The following is a 17,224-nucleotide window of genomic DNA, read 5'->3' on the forward strand; positions in this document are numbered from 1 at the left end:
TTATAAAAGTCCGTATATTCCTATCATAAATTCAAATCCCATTAAACTAACCGTTCTTATTTTTTCGGGCAATTCAAAACTGTTTCCGTCATAATAAGTTCCTAAATTAATAGGATTAGTATAAAGTCTATAACCAAATCCAAAATTAAATCCTAAAGTGTCTTTTATATTATATTGTATAATAGCCAAAGCTCCAATACCAAACATAATATCTCTTGAATTTATTTTAGAGCCATTCGGTATAGAAGTATTAGCGTCTATATAATAATCGCCTCCGCTTATATTTCCTATATCTGTAAATGTTATTCCTATTCCTAAATAAGGCACGAATACAAATTTAACGACTTCCTGATAAATATTAACATTAATATCAAAATTAAATCTCATATCAATTCCGTAGCTCGATTTGAAAAAGTCGCCAAATAATAATCCAAAACTTAAATTTGGAGAAAATAAATTATTATCGTATCCGACTTTAAAATGAATTCCCAAAGCGAAATCGTTTTTATTTAAATTAATATTTAATTGTCCTTTATTAGTAAAACCGTTATAAGTTTTTTGAAAAGACTTTATTTTATACTCCGCATAATTTATATTTAAACCGACTATAAAATTTCCTATATGAGTTTCTTTCGCTATATCTCCAGCTTTAATATTTTTTCCTCTCGATATTTTCGCTATAGAATAATCTCTTCCCAATTCTTTTATTCTTAAAGTTCCTTTTTCTTTATATTGTCCTTCTATAATATTTCCAGATGGTAAAATTGTATCTTCCGATTTTGAATAAACTTTAAATCTTGTATTTTTATTTATTCCATGTTCGCTTCCTGCAAATAAAATAGCGTTTCCGTCTTTCATATCCGATATTTTTAGAATAACCTTAAAAATATTTCTCATTTTGCTTTCAACTTGAATAGCCAAATCATTGCAAGCGGAATCTAAAGCGGCTTCTCTCAACGCCATAGAAGGATACTTTGTTATCGTATAATAAGTTGAGCCAGATATTTTTGAAGAATATAATATTTTAGTAGTTTCGACATCGACTATTTGCAAAATTAAATCGACATTAGCGTAAATATTTCCGCTTCCTAATTCTATATCGTAATCAAAAGTTACATTTGCCGAAGTTATTTTTCCCGTTATCGCTTTGCTATAGCCGTAAATTTTTCCGACTTCTATAACCTCTTCTTCCGTAATTCCCGTTAATTGAAGTTCCATTTCTTTTAAGTATTTATCTAAATTAGCTCTATCGACAATATTAAATCTGTTCATTCTCGTTAATGAATTTTCAATAAGTTTAGTAACTTTTTTACTTAAATCTTTTCTGTATTCTGTTGAGACATCTTCAATTTCAAAAACGGCAATATTTTCTTTAACATATCTATCCGTTATTTCTTTTTCTTTATTGATACTTTGAGAAAATAAGCAAGTATAAATTGTTATAAAAAATAAAAAAATCGTCTTTTTCATTTATGCTGTTATAATTAAATACATATTTTTATATAATATTATATCATTAGTAAAAAAAGTCAAATGTAAAATGCTATGGAATAAAGTAATTTTCTTAAATTAATGTTATTTATATGTTTATTTAATTATAAAAAATAGTTTCAATGATGACCAAAATAAAAAAATGTCATTGCAAGCCGAAGGTATGTTAATCCAAAATTAATAAAATTCTATTTTAAAATTTAACTTTATTAATAGTATATTGCTTCGTTCGTTAACCAACGGCGAGCTTTAGTATCACTCTCAATGACAATAAAATTAAAAAAATAAAGAATATATATAAATGAAATTAATAAATTCAGAATTAGACTAAAAACAGCATTTTTATAAAGTATAAAATCTAAATAAAATTTTATATTCAGATACAAGTGAGTAAAACTCACGTTGCTTAATTTAATAAAATCTAAATAAAGAAAATATAAACCATAACCATTGGACTTAAAATTCAGAGTGTTAATGTTTTCGCTGAAAGCGTGCTTTAGTCTTGTTTCTTTTTTTTTGTTATAAAAAATATCTTGCCTATTTCTTATTTTAACTCTATAAAAAATTATAAATTATTCCTTATTGCTTTTTAATAAGAATCCTTATATAATAAATTATTATGTTTACTTATTTTGTAATTAAAAGAATATTGAAAGGTATTATAATGTTTATAATACTTATGTTTATGTCTTCGGCAATATTTAATACCGTAAGCGAAAAAACTTTAAAAGCGCAAATAGAAGAAAATATTAACGCCGAAGTTAGAGGTTTGGTTAATATGCGAACGGAAGATATAGACAATTTTATTAAAGAAAGAAGAAGCTATTATTACGATATTTATTGGCTTAACAGAAGCAAAGGCGAGAGAATATTTTTAAGAGCGATTAATACTATAACTTTTCAATTTGGAAAATCAAGCATTATGATGGATTCAAACGGAGACAGAAGCGTCATAAAAATAATAGGCGAAGCTTTGCCTCGCTCTATAATATTATTTACAACTGCTGCTATAATTCAAATAATTATCGGTTTAGCTATAGGTTTGATAAAGGCAAGAAAAGCGGGAAACATATTCGATAGAACGACAAGCATTTTTACTATGATAGTTTACGGCATGCCTACTTGGTGGCTTTCAATGATTCTTATAATGATATTCGTTTATAAATTAAATCTCTTTCCTTCGGGCGGAGTTCATTCCGTGCCTACTCCCGATGGAATAATGTATTTTTTAGATATGTTATGGCATATGTCGCTTCCTTTAATAACATTGGTTTTAATAGGTTTTTGGGGAATTTCATTTGTAGTTAGAAATATAGTTTTAAATACTTTGCAAGAAGATTATATAATGGCTGCAAGAGCGAGAGGATTAACCGAAAAATCAATTCTATTCGGGCATACTTTAAGAAGCGCAGCGCCTCCGATAGTGACGATTACTCTGCTTGGACTTCTTGGCTCAATAGCGGGTTCAATAATATTTGAAGGCATTTTTTCTTGGACAGGATTAGGCAATTTATATTGGATAGCCGTTCAACAAAATGATATTCCCGTTTTAATGGGAAATTTAGCTATAACTACGGCATTATATCAATTAGGACTCGTTATACTTGATATTTCTTATGGATTTTTGGACCCAAGAATAAAAGTCGGAGGAAAATTATAAATGGAAAATAAAAAACTAAATCCGCAAAAACAAAATCTTATAATAGATTTTTTCAATGAATTCAAAAAAGATAAAACGGGAATGATAGGATTATCGATTCTTATTATTTCGATTTTAATATCTTTATTTGAGCCTTTAATTTTAACTTATAAAGAAGCGCCGAAACGATGGCGAGATATTAATTATTGGCAGGATAACCCGACTTCCGCTCCTCCGATTTGGATTAATTTTTTTCAAAAAGAAAAAGCTTCTATTACTGCAAATATTGAGGCTATAAGTTTTGAAACAAATTATATAGACAATCAATTAAATTATAAAATTTTATTTGAATACGATTATAATTTTGACAAACCGCCTGTAGATTTAATTTTTCATTTGAATATTAAAGGAAACACGGGATTAATTTGGAAAGTTATTCGCCCTGACGAAGAGAGTATAATTCTTTATGACGGTTTATATAACGCTTACGGAAATTTAAGAATATCGGCTTTTAACGATTCAAAAAATAGAATATTTAGATTTTATAGAGAATCTGTGCCAAAATTTTTAGCGAGACAATTAGACGCTATAACCACAAACCCAATGACAATATTATTTAATACAAAAAAAAACGATATGGCTGAAAATTTTTTATCGTTAAAAGGAATTTATAAATTTGAAATAATGGGAAAAATTTCGGATTCCAACTCCGAAGTCGATAATCCTTATATGGTTTTAGTCGGTTCAATGTCGGGTTTAATGGGAACTGATAACATGAAAAGAGATATTTTTTCTGGACTTATATCTGGTTTGAAATGGGCTTTATTTATAGGAATAGCTACAAGTTTTATAGCGGTAATAATTGGCGTTATGTATGGAATAATTTCTGCATATTTAGGAGGTTTCGTTGACGGATTTATGCAATTTATTTATCAAATATTTATAGGAATTCCCGTTTTGCCCGTTATGATAGTAATGAGCGCAATATTCAAACCGAGCATTTGGACAATGATTGCTATGATGATATTATTTTCTTGGACGGGTTCGGTTATGACTGTTCGCTCTATGGCTATGCAATTAAAAGAAGAAACTTATATTGAAGCTGCAAGAACTATTGGAGCTGGACATTTTAGAATAATATTTAATCATTTAACTCCACTACTCCTTCCGTTTTCTTTTGCGTCTATGGCTTTAGCCGTTCCTTCTGCAATAGTTTACGAATCTTCTTTATCGCTTCTTGGTTTTGGAGATGCGACAATAGTCACTTGGGGACAAATTTTACATGACGCGATGAAAGGTTCGGCGGTTCTTTCTGGACTTTGGTGGTGGATAATTCCGCCTGGAATTTTAATTGCAGTTTTGGGAATGTCTTTTGCATTTTTAGGATTTGCATTAGATAAAATTCTTCATCCAAAATTAAGAAATAGATAAAATTAATTATTGATTAAAACATTTTATTAAAAATAATTTCATTTAAAAAATTAAAGGGAAATGCATAATTTACATTCCCCTTTTTAATCGTAATTTGACTTATTTAATAAATGTTTTATTGCTTTAGTTTGTAGGTTTGTATTCAGTTTCTAGGTTTATAGAATATAAAGAATAAGTAATATCTACGCCTATATTATTATACTTTACCACTAAATAACCGTCTCTACTAAATGTCGCTACCGCTCTATTTTTATTAGGAGTTACCGTATTCTCATAGACAACATTTCTAATGCCTTCTAACTCGTAAGTAGGAGCTTTATTATATCTAGGGTCTACATAGAATTTAATATTTTCATTTCCAGCTATATTTCCTTCGTCGTCTTTAAGAGTATATTTTATATAAGTTTCCGTTCCTTCAGCTGATTCATATTCGTCTACTATTTCCGCCCAGAAATAATAAAATTTTGTATAATCGCTATCGTAAAAATAAGGACCAGATTTAAATACATAGCCTTTAAACTGTTTTAACATTTCGCCATCCGTAAAAGGCATTACATCGCCAGGTTTTGGCGTTTCTACTCCTGGCACTTTTTCTACTTCAACAGTAAAACTTGGTTCGGTAGCTTTCTTTTTACAAGCTATAGCAATTAAGCAAACTACGATTATTACCGCTATTATTGATAAAAACGGATATTTGAGTTTTAAATTTTTAAACATAATCACTCCTCGTTAATAGTATTATCTATTAACATTATTATATTTTATGTTAATAATATAGTTAAATTATTCTAAAAAGTCAAGTAAAAAAATAAAAAAATTTTAAAAATTTGGATTATAAATAATATATAAAAATCGTAATAAATACTTGTTTTTTATACATATACGAAATATAATAAAACATTATACTTTGAAAGGATATTTTATGAAGATAAGAGGGGCTTTAACTTTTGACGATGTTTTATTAGTGCCGAAAGAATCGGATATTTTGCCGAAAGATGTAAATTTAGAAAGAAAATTAACTAAAAAAATAACTTTAAAAATTCCTTTAATAAGTTCGCCAATGGATACGATAACAGAACATAAAATGGCAATAGCTATGGCATTATGCGGAGGGCTTGGAGTCGTTCACAAAAACATGCCTTTGGAGATGCAAGCTAAAGAAGTTGAATCGGTAAAAAATTTTAACGAAATAGAAAATAAAAATTTATCAAGCGTAGATAAAAACGGAAAATTATTGGTTGCTGCGGCAATAGGAATTTCAGAAGATAGATATAAAAGAATAGAAAAAATTATTGAAGCTGGAGTAGATATAATAGTTATTGACACGGCGCATGGACATTCTCAAAATGTTTTGAAAGCTATAAAAGAAATAAAAAAATTATATTCCGACATAGATGTAATTGCTGGAAATATTGCGACTTCTGAAGGAGCTAAAGCTTTAATTGACGCTGGAGTTGACGCTATAAAAATAGGAATTGGAGCTGGTTCAATATGCACGACAAGAATAATAGCTGGAATCGGAGTTCCGCAACTTACGGCAATATTAGACGCTTCTCAAATCGCTAAAAAAAATAATGTCGGTTCTATAGCTGACGGCGGAATAAAATATTCTGGAGATATAGTTAAAGCTTTCGCAGTCGGAGCGGATGCGATTATGGCGGGCGGATTATTTTCTTCAACTTATGAAGCGCCTGGAGATGTAATAATTATAGACGGAAAAAAATATAAACCATATAGAGGAATGGGTTCGGTTGGAGCTATGATTCAAGGAAGCAAAGACAGATATTTTCAAAGCGAAGTTATTAATAAATCGAAATTCGTTCCCGAAGGAATTGAAGGCGTGACGGAATATAAAGGACATGTAGCCGATGTAATTTATCAAATTATTGGAGGAGTTCGAGCGGGAATGGGTTATGTTGGCGCTAAAAATATAGAAGAACTTCAAGAAAAAGCGGAGTTTGTAAAAATAACAAATCAAGGTTTAGCGGAAAGTCATGTGCATGATGTGAAGATAACTTCTAAAGCGCCTAATTATTAGAATTTATTTTATATATTTTTCTAAAAATTTCTGAATATTGAATTCTTTTATAAATTCTTCTGTTCTTATATAAGGTTGTCCGCCTCTCCATATTTCTTTGTAACTTTGAAAAACTAACTTATGATTAAATGGCGAGTTTTCCAAACTATTTTTATTTTTATCTCTATATTCGTCAACGCATATTTTAAAATTTTTATTACCATTTATTTTTGTAAAAGTCAAGTGTTTTATTTAAAAATCCATAAAAAATATTAAAATTTATTAAATTTTCATATTATATAGCATCATTTTATAATAATTTTTAATCTTTTTTTCTAAAAAAATTTTAAAAAAATTTGCGATAAACTATTGATTTAAATCAAACATTATGTTAGAATAAGCTAACAATAACAAAGAAAATATTGAATTTGCAAACTATTTTGTATATTAAAATTATACAATATATTTTATAACCTTCATTTAATTAAACTGTTTAAGGCGCTCTCAAAAAGGGCGTCTTATCATTTAAGCTTAAATAAAAACATAGAGCAATCATCGTCTGGGCTTCTGTAGGAAAGATATTCGTAAAAATCGTTTTTTATAATTGTCATTAAAGCGTCAGCATCGAGATTTTTATTTGTCGAAATAATTTTTTTAAGTTTATTAATTCCGTAAATATCGTATTTGTTTTTTGATTGCGAAGCTTCTATTATTCCATCAGTGAAAAATAAAAATATATCGCCGTTATTTAATTCTATAATATCCTCTTCGTAAAATGCATTTTTGAAAAGTCCTACTATAGTTCCGCCTTTAGAATATTCTATAATCTCTTTATCTTTTATTAAAAGTAAAGGAGTATGAGAAGCGTTTGAATAATTAATTTTTTTACTCTCAAAATCTATATCGGCAATTATCATTGTCAAATAAAAATCCGCTGGTAAAGTGTCGACTAAATAATTATTAATTTCAAATAATAAAGAACTGACAGAATTAAAAGAATTAGATAAATTTCTAAAAGTGGTTTTAAGCATTGAAGTGACTATTGCAGCCTCAACTCCATGCCCGCTTACATCCGACATAATAAATAAAATTCTATTTTCATTAATATAAACATAATCAAAAAAATCTCCGCCTATAATTTCAAAAGGTTCGTAAAAGCATGCCGAAGAGATAAATTTATTTTTCAAAATCTTTTTATTTATCATTGCCTCTTGAATTTTTCTCGCTCTTTTCATGTCTTTTTTATAATTTTTATTTAAAGAATAAATTACATCAAATCTGCCAAGTATATAAGTATTTTTTTCTTTTAATTCTAAAATAGCTTTTTGATAATCTTTTAATATAGAATAATTTAAAGATATATGATTTAATTTTTCTTTATTTTCTTTTATTTTTTTATAAGAATTTTTAGAATAAATTTTAACGCTATATTTATAAAAAATAAAAAACGGAATTATAAAAAGTAAAAATAATGTTAATAAAGTTATAAAAATTTTCTTATTAGTATAACTAACTATTGAAAATATCATTAATAAAATAAATAGCGCAAAGAATACTATTGAGATAAATTTTAATATTGCCGAAATTTTTTCCGCTTTCATTATAAATATTGCCTATTTTAAAATTATAGCAAAAAGTTATATTTATGTAAATATTTTATTTCCTATTGATATAATAAATTTTTAATATATAATAAAATCATGGAAGTTAACATATTACAAAATAATTGGACTGATAACTTAAAAACAAAAATATACGGCAGAAACTTAAAACTGTTTGAAATTATTGAAAGCACAAATAAAAAAATGATTGAAGATTTAAATAACAATTTTAACTTGCAAGAAGGCGCGGTTTATATAGCCTTAAAACAGACTTCAGGAAAAGGAAGTTATGGAAATTCTTGGGCTTCTAATAATAATTTAGGATTATGGTTAAGCGTTTTGTTATATTCTCCGTTTAATAAAGAAGTTTTAACTTTTTTGCCATGCATAGCTTTAACAAAATTATTAAGAGAAAATTATAATATTAAAGCTCATATAAAATGGCCCAACGATGTTCTTGTCGGAGATAAAAAAATATCGGGAACTCTAATTCAAATTATAAATATAAATAATAAAAATGCATGCATTATGGGAACGGGAATTAATTTATATCATAATAAAAATGATTTTTCTTCTGATATAATAAATAAAGCGACTTCGTTATTTTTAGAAACGGGAATAAAAATTAAATTAGAAGAATTTTATAAAGAATTTATTTATTATTTTGAAGAAATTTATTTAGGCGAAAAAAAATTAATCGAACTTTTTAGAGAAAATAACGAAATGATAGGAAAAAAAATAAAAGCAAAAAAAGACGGAAAAGAAATCGAGGCTTTTGTAAAAGATATAACCAAAGAAGGATATTTAAAAGTTGAAGTAAATAATATTGAGGAAACTTGGATATCGAGAGCTTCGCTTGATATAGATACTTTTTATTAAAAAAATAAAATTAGGAAAAAATTATGAGAAAACCGATACCTTATAAAAAACCTGAAGAGAAAAAACCGATAGATAAAAAGAAAATTCTTTTATTTATAATATTTGAAATTATTATAATAATACTTTCTATTGTTATTACCGCTATAATTCCTCTCTTAATATCTTTTATATCTCCTTATATAAGCGCGGGAATAAGCGGAATAATATTAATAGTATTTACGATATTTATATCTAAAGAATTTCTTTTTAAAAAATAATAATTGATATTTAAATTAAATATGTTATATTTACTATTAAATATTTTAATTTTAAGGAGCAATAATATGTTTGACAATAATATTCACTATATAATGAAAGAATTGGATTCTATATACAATGTCGTGGTTGAAAATTTGGGAAAAGAATTATTAAACAAAGAAATTAAACATTTGGAATACGAGCCTAAAATGGACAGAATAAATATTAACAATTTTATATTTATTAGATTAATAGTTCAAAATGAAGACGACCATAAAGAAATATTTTACGATATATATGTTCTTGACGAAAACGGAAACGATACGGAGCATTCTATGATTAATGTTCAAAGACCTTTTAAGAGATTAGTCGATAAATTAGATTATTTAATCAAATTAGATTATTGATTATAAATTTTATATTTTATTCGCTTTTAAAACGATAATTTTATTAATCGTTGTTTTTTTTTTCTTATAAATTTAAAATATAATAAAAAAATTATAAGGATTTTTAATGTATTTAATTTACGCTTTAATATCTTCAATATTCGCTTCTCTAACGGCAATATTTATAAAATTAGGTTTGTCTAATATCAATTCAAATTTTGCTACGGCTATAAGAACTATAATAATTTTGATTATCTCTTGGATTATAGTTTTTTATACAAATTCTTTTGAAAATATAAAATCGATTAATTCAAAAAATTTAATATTTCTAATTATTTCGGGCATTACTACAGGATTGTCTTGGATATTTTATTTTAAAGCTATTCAAATTGGCGAAGTTTCAAAAGTTGCCGTTATAGATAAACTTTCAATAGCTCTCACAATTATTCTTGCTTTTATATTCTTAAAAGAAACTATAACCTTAAAAACGATTATAGGAATTATTTTTATTATAGCGGGAACTTTAATGATTAGTTTATGATTTATAAAAATCTTTTATCTCTTTTGCTACTTTTTCTATATCTTCGGGTTTTATTCTTTTATGCTCTTCTCTTCTAAACCAAGTTAATTGTCTTTTAGCAAAATTTCGAGTGCGTTTTTTTATAATCTCTTTAAGCTCTTCAAAACTCATAGAATTATTAACTAAATAATCGTAGCATTCTTTATAGCCAATCGCCTGCATAGAAGTGCAATTTATATTTACATTCATTTTTATTATTGATTTAACCTCTTCAAGAAGCCCATTATCAAACATTAAATCGACTCTTTTATTAATATTATTATAAAGCGTATCTCTTTCAATATCCATTATATAACTTAAATAATCCAAATCGATTATTTTTTTTCTTTCTTTTTTTAACTCCGAAAATTTTCTTCCCGTATTATAAAAAACTTCTAAAGCTCTTATTACTCTTCTTGAATTATATCTATCTATAATTTCTGCAGATTCTTTATCGACTTTTAAAAGCTCTAAATATAAAGATTCTAATCCTTCGTTTTCTATTCTTTGATAAAGTTCTTTTCTGATTTTAATTGAATTTTCTTTATTGTCGTTTGTTTCGTCAAATATTCCGTATTTTATAGAATCGATATAAAAACCCGTTCCGCCGACTCCAAAAATCGGGGCTTTATCAATATCAATATTTTCAATAACATTTTTAAATATTTCAAGATAATCTTTAATATTGAAATTAAAAGAAGGCTCTACAATATCTATCATTTTATAATTATATTTTTTTATCTCTTCGTAAGAAGGTTTTGCCGAACCTATATCCATATATTTATAAACCTGCATAGAATCTATAGATATTATAACGCCGTTGTTAAAATAATTGTCTATGAGTTTATGGACGAAATCGCTTTTACCAGACGCTGTAGCTCCCGATATAAAAACAATTTTTTTCACTTTAATTTAATTTTTAATAAAATTATTCTTTTTCGTCTTCTTGGTTGTTTTCTTGATTTTTAGTTCTTCTTCGTCTTCTTCTTGGCGTCTCTTCTTCCTCATCGTCATCATCGTATATAACCGCTGAAGTTTCTTCAATTTCTTCTTCTTTTTTAGTCTCTTCAATCGCATAAGCTTCGGCATCGTATTCGCTTTTTGAACTCTTAAAAGGAGCGTCCGCATCTACAGACATTTTAGTATCGTCTTCGTATTCGTATTTTATATTTCCGTCAAGTATATTTTTAATAACGGTTTGTATATATTTTCCTTTTCTGTATTTAGTTTCGTTTCTTAATAAATTACCGCCAGATTTTGCCAACTCTATCATAGCTCGGCTAAGTTCGTAGCGATTTCCTTTATATTCTATAAGTTTTTTTAAAGGTATTATGCTCATTTTTAACTCCATAAATTATTTTTTTGAATTAACGGCTTTTTCAAGCTCTTTATAAGCTTTTTCTATTTCATCGTTTTTTATTACAAAATCGAAATTATCTTTATATTCTAATTCTCTTTTAGCATTCCAAATTCTTATTTTTATGCTCGCTTCATCTTCCGTCTTTCTGCCTTCAAGTCTATTTTTCAAGTCCTCTATTGAAAGCGGGTCTATAAATATATATTTTGCTTTTATTCCGCTATTTTTAAGAAATAAAGCTCCTTGAATATCTATATCAAGTATTAAAACGGATTTTTTATCATTCGCTTTATCAATTTCTTCAAAAGATGTTCCATAATAATGCTCATGAACATTTGCCCATTCTAAAAATTTTCCTTCGTTTATCATTTCTTCAAACTTTTCTTTATCTATAAAATAATAATCTTTTCCTTCAATCTCTCCGCTTCTCTTTTCCCTCGTGGTATGCGAAACGGCGAAGAGAACTTCAGGATGGTTCGATATATATTTCTTTATTAAAGTAGTTTTACCAGCCGCCGAAGGTCCCGTAATAACAATAATCTTACCCATAAGATATCCAGTTAAAATATACAAATATGCCTAAACATATATTAAACATATATTATAGAGAATTGCAATAATTATACTATAATATAAAAAAAAATCAAGCGTTATTTTATTATTTTTTTTACGCTATCAATTTCAAAAAACCCCGCTAATGCGGGGCTTGTCTATGCTCCGAGAACAGGGCTCGAACCTGCGACCCGGTGATTAACAGTCACCTGCTCTACCGACTGAGCTATCTCGGAATGTTTTTAATTAATTATTTAATTATTGAATTTATTATAACATATTAAAAAAAAATGTCAACACCTTATTTTATAAAAATTTAGCTATTAAAAGCGTTATATCGTCAAATTGCGGAGCGTCCGCTCTAAAATAAACGGTTTCTTCCACTATATCGTTTAATAATTCTTTTGAACTGTCGTATTCGTTTTTAAGAATATCTTTTAATTTGCTCTCCCCAAACTCTTCGTTATCTTTATTAAAAGTTTCGGTAACTCCGTCCGTAAACATAATTATTTTATCCGCTTTTGAATACGATATTTTTTTATTTTTATAAGAAGCATTCTCTACAAATCCCAAAGGCTTTCCTGGAATATACATTTCAGTTAAATATTCGGGCTTATTCATTGCCGACTTTTTAATAAAATATTGCGGAATATGTCCAGCATTTGAATAAGTAATACTTTTATTTTTTGTATCTACTATAGCCAAAAAGCATGTAACGAACATACCTTTTTTTGAATCGTAAAATATATGTTTATTTGTCTGTTCTAATATTTTAGCGGGATTATCAATTTGAGAAGAATAAACTCTTAAAACGCTTCTCGTCATAACCATAAAGAAACCAGCTTTTAATCCTTTGCCCGAAACATCCGCTATAATCAAAGCGTATTTTCCGTCTTTAAGTTTTATATAATCGTAAAAATCGCCTCCAACCGTTTTGCTTGGAATACTTACGGCTGCGACATCAAATAATTTTTTATTTGGAAATTCAGTAGGAAGTATGCTCTTTTGAAGTTCTTCTGTATAATTAATTTCTTCGGTTAGAGATTGTTTTATTTTTGATTCTTCCGATAAAAAGACATGCATATAATTTTCAGAAATCTGTTGAGCGAGCATTTCAAGAAGCATTAAATTGCTTAAATTAAAAGCTTTATTTACGCTTCTTTCGGTTGCGCATAAAAAACCTATTATATCGTCTTCTTTTCCCATTATAGGCGATGCGATAAAACTATCTCTAGTATATCTTAAAGATTTATTCGGTTTAAATCTATAATCTCTCGAAACATTTACAGAATAAACGGGCTTCCCCGTTTTTAATATCTCTCCCAAAACATTGTCTTCGGTGGTTATTACTCCGTATTTTAAAACCTCTTCGTCTATTCCTATTCCCGCTCTAAATCTAAACATTCCTTTTTCGTCTTTCAAAATTATAGAAACTCTATGAGCCTCAAAAGCCTCGCAAACTATACTTATATTATTATTTAAAATATCGTCTATTGTTTCGCATTTATTTATTGAAACTGACATTTCATATAAAGCGCCGACTTCATAAGCTCTCGACTGTCCTTTATCGTAAGTCATTTTATTTATAAGCGCTAAAGAAACTATATTTGAAAACATAGACATTATAATAGTGTCGGTTTCTATAAATTTTCCTTCTTTTTTATTTATTAAAAATAAAGCGCCGATATTTCTTTTTCTCGCTTTAAGAGGAACAAATAATATATTTTTTAAATCTTCGCCCAAAATCTCTTTTATCGGAATAAACGCTGAATCGTCCTGCGGATTATTTGAATATAAAGACGAAGAAGTCGTATAAGCTCTAACCGATAAAGGTTTTTCTCCATCTATTATTGAGCCAAAAAATTTGCTTCCCAAAGGTCCTATAGACATTTCATAATTTAAATTAAATAATTCCTGGTCTATCAAATACAATAAAATCGTATCGGTAAGCATTATGTTTTTTATTTCGGATATTATATTTACTAAAGTCTCTTCATAATCGCCGATATTATTCATTTTTTTGATTATATCGGAAAATATTTCAAGTTGTTTTTCAGGTTCATTAACTATTTCGTATATATCCACAAAAACCCCTACGATTTAAACATAAATCAAGCATATTATAAATTATTATATCATAGCATATTTTATAGTCAATATTAATATACTTTTTAATATAATTAAATTTCTTATAAACTCAACATTAAAGCTAGCCAATCGTTTTTTCGCTTTCTATCAATAATTTTTAATTTTTTCTCTCTTAAAACATTATTCATTGAAGATTCTTTTTCAAACAAAATTCCCGATAATATTAAATAAGAATTTTCTTTTAACAATCTTTTCAAGTCTGCAATAATTTCAATTAAAATATCAGTTTCTATATTTGCAACTACTAAATCAAATTTTAAATTCATATTATTCAAATCTTTCGCGTTTCCTAAAATAACATTATTTAAATTTATATCGTTATATTTCGCGTTATCCAAAGAACAATGAACGGCATCGCTATCAATATCGACAGAAGTTATATTTCTCGCTCCAAGTTTATAACTAAATAAAGATAATATTCCGCTTCCGCAACCAATATCTGCAATGCTCTTTAATTTAATATCATTATTTAATGAATATTGATTAATCATTTCTAAAGCTAAATATGTAGTTTCATGCGTTCCGCTTCCAAAAGCGTATTGTTTTGCTATATAAATAACGGGTTCTTTCAAGTCTTTATAATAATCTCTCAAATTTGGAACTATAGTTATATCGCCTATTTTAAAAGGCTTTAAATAATCCATATAAGAAGTTAAATATTTTTCAGAATCAAGCTCTTTTATTTCATAATTATAATTAATATCTAATTTATCTTTTATAATCTTAAAATTATTTTCAAGTTTTTCTTTTGTTTCATTATATATATTTATTATCGCATAATTTTCTTTTGCTGGATATTCCACATTATAACCTAATATATCCAAAAAACCGTTTTCAATAATCGCTTCAAATATATCTTCAAATCCAATTTCCACTTTAAAAGAAATAGAATATAATTTCATTAAAAATCCTTTTATTATATTTATAACAAATCTATTATTTTATTAATATCGTTTATTTTTGAGTTCATATCTTTTTTATACTGAATTACAAAAGAGTTGTCTTCGACAGTTCCTCTTATAGCTTTAAAATCTTCTTCCATAAAATTTTTATCGTCTATTCCGCAGCTAACCATTTTTGAAATGTCGTATTCTTTTTCGGCATCTCTATATAAAATATCGTAAGAAGTTTTTAAAAGCGAAATATATTCTTTTAATATTTTTATTATTATTTCTTTATTAATATTTTTTATAGAATATCTTTTTTTAATTATATCGATAACCCAAGATTTTTCATCAGAATAATAATTATCGTATAAACTCTTAAAAGCATTTAAAATTGATTCTATATTATTTATCTTTTCGTTTTCAATATCTTTAATAATATTATCTAATCTTTCTTTTGCGCAAATAAGCCCGCCAACGTCAACCCAATCGCTATATACTTTTTCGGATTTTAAACTTTCAATTATATCGTTTATATTTTTGCAATCTTTTATATAAGAAAGCAATTTATTTCGTAAATACAAATCTATAGCAATAGAATATCTTTGAGAATATTTATTTAACGAAGCGCCTTTTATTATCATATTCTTATAAACAATAAAATCTCCTTTTTTATTATTTTCGTCTTTATTCTTTATAATGTCTTTTAATATTTTCTCGGCGTTAATCATTTTTGAAACTGTATAAGGACTAAACACTTCAAATATAATTAAATCTTTTTTATCGCCCGTTCTTCTATCTCTTTCAATCCATTTATTTTCGTCTCTTGCAAGCCCTACGCCAAAAAGATTTAAAGCGGGAATTAATCTCGTTTGATGATAGCCATGTTCCGTTATATAAGAAAAAGGAAAATTTGAAGAATCTATATTATCGTAATGAGCGCCTATAACCGTTGAAAAAGCTCCGATTCTAGATGGCCAAAGAATATAAGAATTGCTTCCCGTTTTGCATCCTCGCTCCATAAAACCATGATGATAAGGTCCAAGTTTATACATATGATTGCTTTGATTCGTTCCGCTTCCCGCGTTAAAAAAAGAAAAATGACTCGCTATGAGTAAAGTCGCTTTATGATGAGTGACGGTATAAGGTCCAGCAAATATTGAAAACATCTCTCCATGCTCGCCTTCGCAATTTGCAAATAATAAAGAATCTTCGCATGAAAATTGTCTTCCCAATTTCACTCCCTCTCCGATAAACGCTTTTTTTATAACAGTTCCATCAACTATATGAGCGCCTTTCAAAACTATGCAATCTTTTAATATTACCGAAGTTCCTATATATGAAGGAGATTCTTTTGCGCTTATTATTGTAGCATTATTTATTTCGTCAGTATTTTCTATTGTGGTATAAGGGTCGATAAGCGCGTTTTTTATCAATCTTGCATTTATTATTTTAGCATGTTTTTTTATAGTTCCGAATTCTCTAAGTTTTGAAGAAGCATAATCGTCTATGATTTTATTTATTTTTTTACGCATAACAAAATTATGTCTATACATAGCGACTATATAAGCTATATGAGAATTAAGCCTATTAAATATTTTAACGCTTCTTCCGTTTCCTTCCATAATTGGCGAAGTTTCGACTCCATTTCCAAAACTGCTTTTACCTTCCATGTATATAGAACCCGCATTTTCAATTATAACTCCGTTTTCTATTTCGTAATTTGCTATAAATCGTCCGACATTATTTATATATACATCTCCATTTATAATCACATCAATTAAAACCGCTCGCGTAATCGAAGCTATAACTTTAACTTTATTATGATAATTAACCGTTTCGTTAAGCTCTTTTATTTTTATTTTTCCATGAAACGAAACATCCTTTATTCTGTTTAAGTCTACATTTTTTATAAGTATTTTATCCCAAGATTGAGAGATACATCCCTGACTTTTCAAAAATTCAATTTCTTTTTTTTTTAATTTTCTAAAATCTTTATCTTCTTTTACAAACTTATAAGTCATGTAAAAATCTCCCAAATAA

General features: G+C 27.2%; 17 protein-coding genes and 1 tRNA gene. 7 read left to right on the forward strand and 11 right to left on the reverse strand.

Features of this window, described 5'->3' with window-relative positions:
• Positions 1-1,470, reverse strand: coding sequence for a CsgG/HfaB family protein (locus EPJ79_RS02045; protein ID WP_147738252.1), 1,470 nt, complete (start codon positions 1,468-1,470; stop codon positions 1-3).
• A gap of 640 nt (positions 1,471-2,110) precedes the next feature.
• Here EPJ79_RS02045 and EPJ79_RS02050 point away from each other — a divergent pair.
• Positions 2,111-3,151 (forward strand): ABC transporter permease, encoded by a 1,041-nt coding sequence (locus tag EPJ79_RS02050; protein WP_147738253.1) that lies wholly within the window; start codon positions 2,111-2,113, stop codon positions 3,149-3,151.
• Positions 3,152-4,561, forward strand: a complete 1,410-nt coding sequence (locus EPJ79_RS02055; RefSeq protein ID WP_147738254.1) for an ABC transporter permease — start codon at positions 3,152-3,154, stop codon at positions 4,559-4,561.
• Positions 4,562-4,684: 123 nt separating this feature from the next.
• On the opposite strand, the gene EPJ79_RS02060 is transcribed toward EPJ79_RS02055, so the two are convergent.
• Positions 4,685-5,278, reverse strand: a complete 594-nt coding sequence (locus tag EPJ79_RS02060) for a hypothetical protein (RefSeq protein WP_147559497.1) — start codon at positions 5,276-5,278, stop codon at positions 4,685-4,687.
• A 205-nt stretch (positions 5,279-5,483) separates the two neighbouring features.
• Here EPJ79_RS02060 and guaB point away from each other — a divergent pair, with 205 nt between their 5' ends.
• A complete protein-coding gene (guaB, locus tag EPJ79_RS02065) occupies positions 5,484-6,599 on the forward strand; it encodes an IMP dehydrogenase (RefSeq protein WP_147738255.1) in 1,116 nt (371 codons plus the stop codon).
• A gap of 3 nt (positions 6,600-6,602) precedes the next feature.
• On the opposite strand, the gene EPJ79_RS02070 is transcribed toward guaB, so the two are convergent.
• On the reverse strand, positions 6,603-6,821 hold the full coding sequence (locus EPJ79_RS02070; RefSeq protein ID WP_147738256.1) for a hypothetical protein: 219 nt from the start codon (positions 6,819-6,821) through the stop codon (positions 6,603-6,605).
• Positions 6,822-7,099: 278 nt separating this feature from the next.
• Complete coding sequence (locus EPJ79_RS02075) at positions 7,100-8,179, reverse strand: PP2C family protein-serine/threonine phosphatase (protein ID WP_147738257.1); 1,080 nt, start codon at positions 8,177-8,179, stop codon at positions 7,100-7,102.
• Between the two features lie 99 nt (positions 8,180-8,278).
• Between EPJ79_RS02075 and EPJ79_RS02080 the strand changes: the two genes are divergently transcribed.
• The 4 genes from EPJ79_RS02080 to EPJ79_RS02095 all read left to right on the forward strand — a co-directional run bounded on the left by EPJ79_RS02080 (position 8,279) and on the right by EPJ79_RS02095 (position 10,222).
• Entirely contained in the window at positions 8,279-9,058 is a 780-nt protein-coding gene (locus tag EPJ79_RS02080; protein ID WP_147738258.1) for a biotin--[acetyl-CoA-carboxylase] ligase, read from the forward strand.
• A 23-nt stretch (positions 9,059-9,081) separates the two neighbouring features.
• Positions 9,082-9,315 (forward strand): hypothetical protein, encoded by a 234-nt coding sequence (locus EPJ79_RS02085; protein ID WP_021958954.1) that lies wholly within the window; start codon positions 9,082-9,084, stop codon positions 9,313-9,315.
• A 66-nt stretch (positions 9,316-9,381) separates the two neighbouring features.
• On the forward strand, positions 9,382-9,702 hold the full coding sequence (locus tag EPJ79_RS02090) for a hypothetical protein (protein ID WP_021958955.1): 321 nt from the start codon (positions 9,382-9,384) through the stop codon (positions 9,700-9,702).
• A gap of 106 nt (positions 9,703-9,808) precedes the next feature.
• Positions 9,809-10,222 (forward strand): EamA family transporter, encoded by a 414-nt coding sequence (locus tag EPJ79_RS02095; RefSeq protein WP_147738259.1) that lies wholly within the window; start codon positions 9,809-9,811, stop codon positions 10,220-10,222.
• Here EPJ79_RS02095 and miaA read toward each other — a convergent pair.
• From miaA to EPJ79_RS02130, 7 genes are all read right to left on the reverse strand, one after another.
• On the reverse strand, positions 10,217-11,146 hold the full coding sequence (gene miaA, locus EPJ79_RS02100; protein WP_147738260.1) for a tRNA (adenosine(37)-N6)-dimethylallyltransferase MiaA: 930 nt from the start codon (positions 11,144-11,146) through the stop codon (positions 10,217-10,219). The genes EPJ79_RS02095 and miaA overlap by 6 nt on opposite strands.
• Before the next feature lie 22 nt (positions 11,147-11,168).
• Positions 11,169-11,579: a hypothetical protein gene (locus EPJ79_RS02105; RefSeq protein WP_147559579.1), complete on the reverse strand. Its 411-nt coding sequence runs from the start codon at positions 11,577-11,579 to the stop codon at positions 11,169-11,171.
• A 15-nt stretch (positions 11,580-11,594) separates the two neighbouring features.
• Positions 11,595-12,146 (reverse strand): guanylate kinase, encoded by a 552-nt coding sequence (gmk, locus tag EPJ79_RS02110; RefSeq protein WP_147559578.1) that lies wholly within the window; start codon positions 12,144-12,146, stop codon positions 11,595-11,597.
• A 166-nt stretch (positions 12,147-12,312) separates the two neighbouring features.
• A tRNA-Asn gene (locus tag EPJ79_RS02115) sits at positions 12,313-12,385 on the reverse strand.
• A 70-nt stretch (positions 12,386-12,455) separates the two neighbouring features.
• Positions 12,456-14,234: a GAF domain-containing SpoIIE family protein phosphatase gene (locus EPJ79_RS02120; RefSeq protein WP_147738261.1), complete on the reverse strand. Its 1,779-nt coding sequence runs from the start codon at positions 14,232-14,234 to the stop codon at positions 12,456-12,458.
• A gap of 104 nt (positions 14,235-14,338) precedes the next feature.
• Complete coding sequence (locus tag EPJ79_RS02125; RefSeq protein ID WP_147738262.1) at positions 14,339-15,199, reverse strand: 50S ribosomal protein L11 methyltransferase; 861 nt, start codon at positions 15,197-15,199, stop codon at positions 14,339-14,341.
• Between the two features lie 20 nt (positions 15,200-15,219).
• Entirely contained in the window at positions 15,220-17,205 is a 1,986-nt protein-coding gene (locus tag EPJ79_RS02130; RefSeq protein WP_147738263.1) for a DUF4954 family protein, read from the reverse strand.
• Positions 17,206-17,224: the final 19 nt, after the last annotated feature.

This window comes from Brachyspira aalborgi, assembly GCF_008016455.1.
Classification (GTDB): Bacteria; Spirochaetota; Brachyspiria; order Brachyspirales; family Brachyspiraceae; genus Brachyspira; species Brachyspira aalborgi.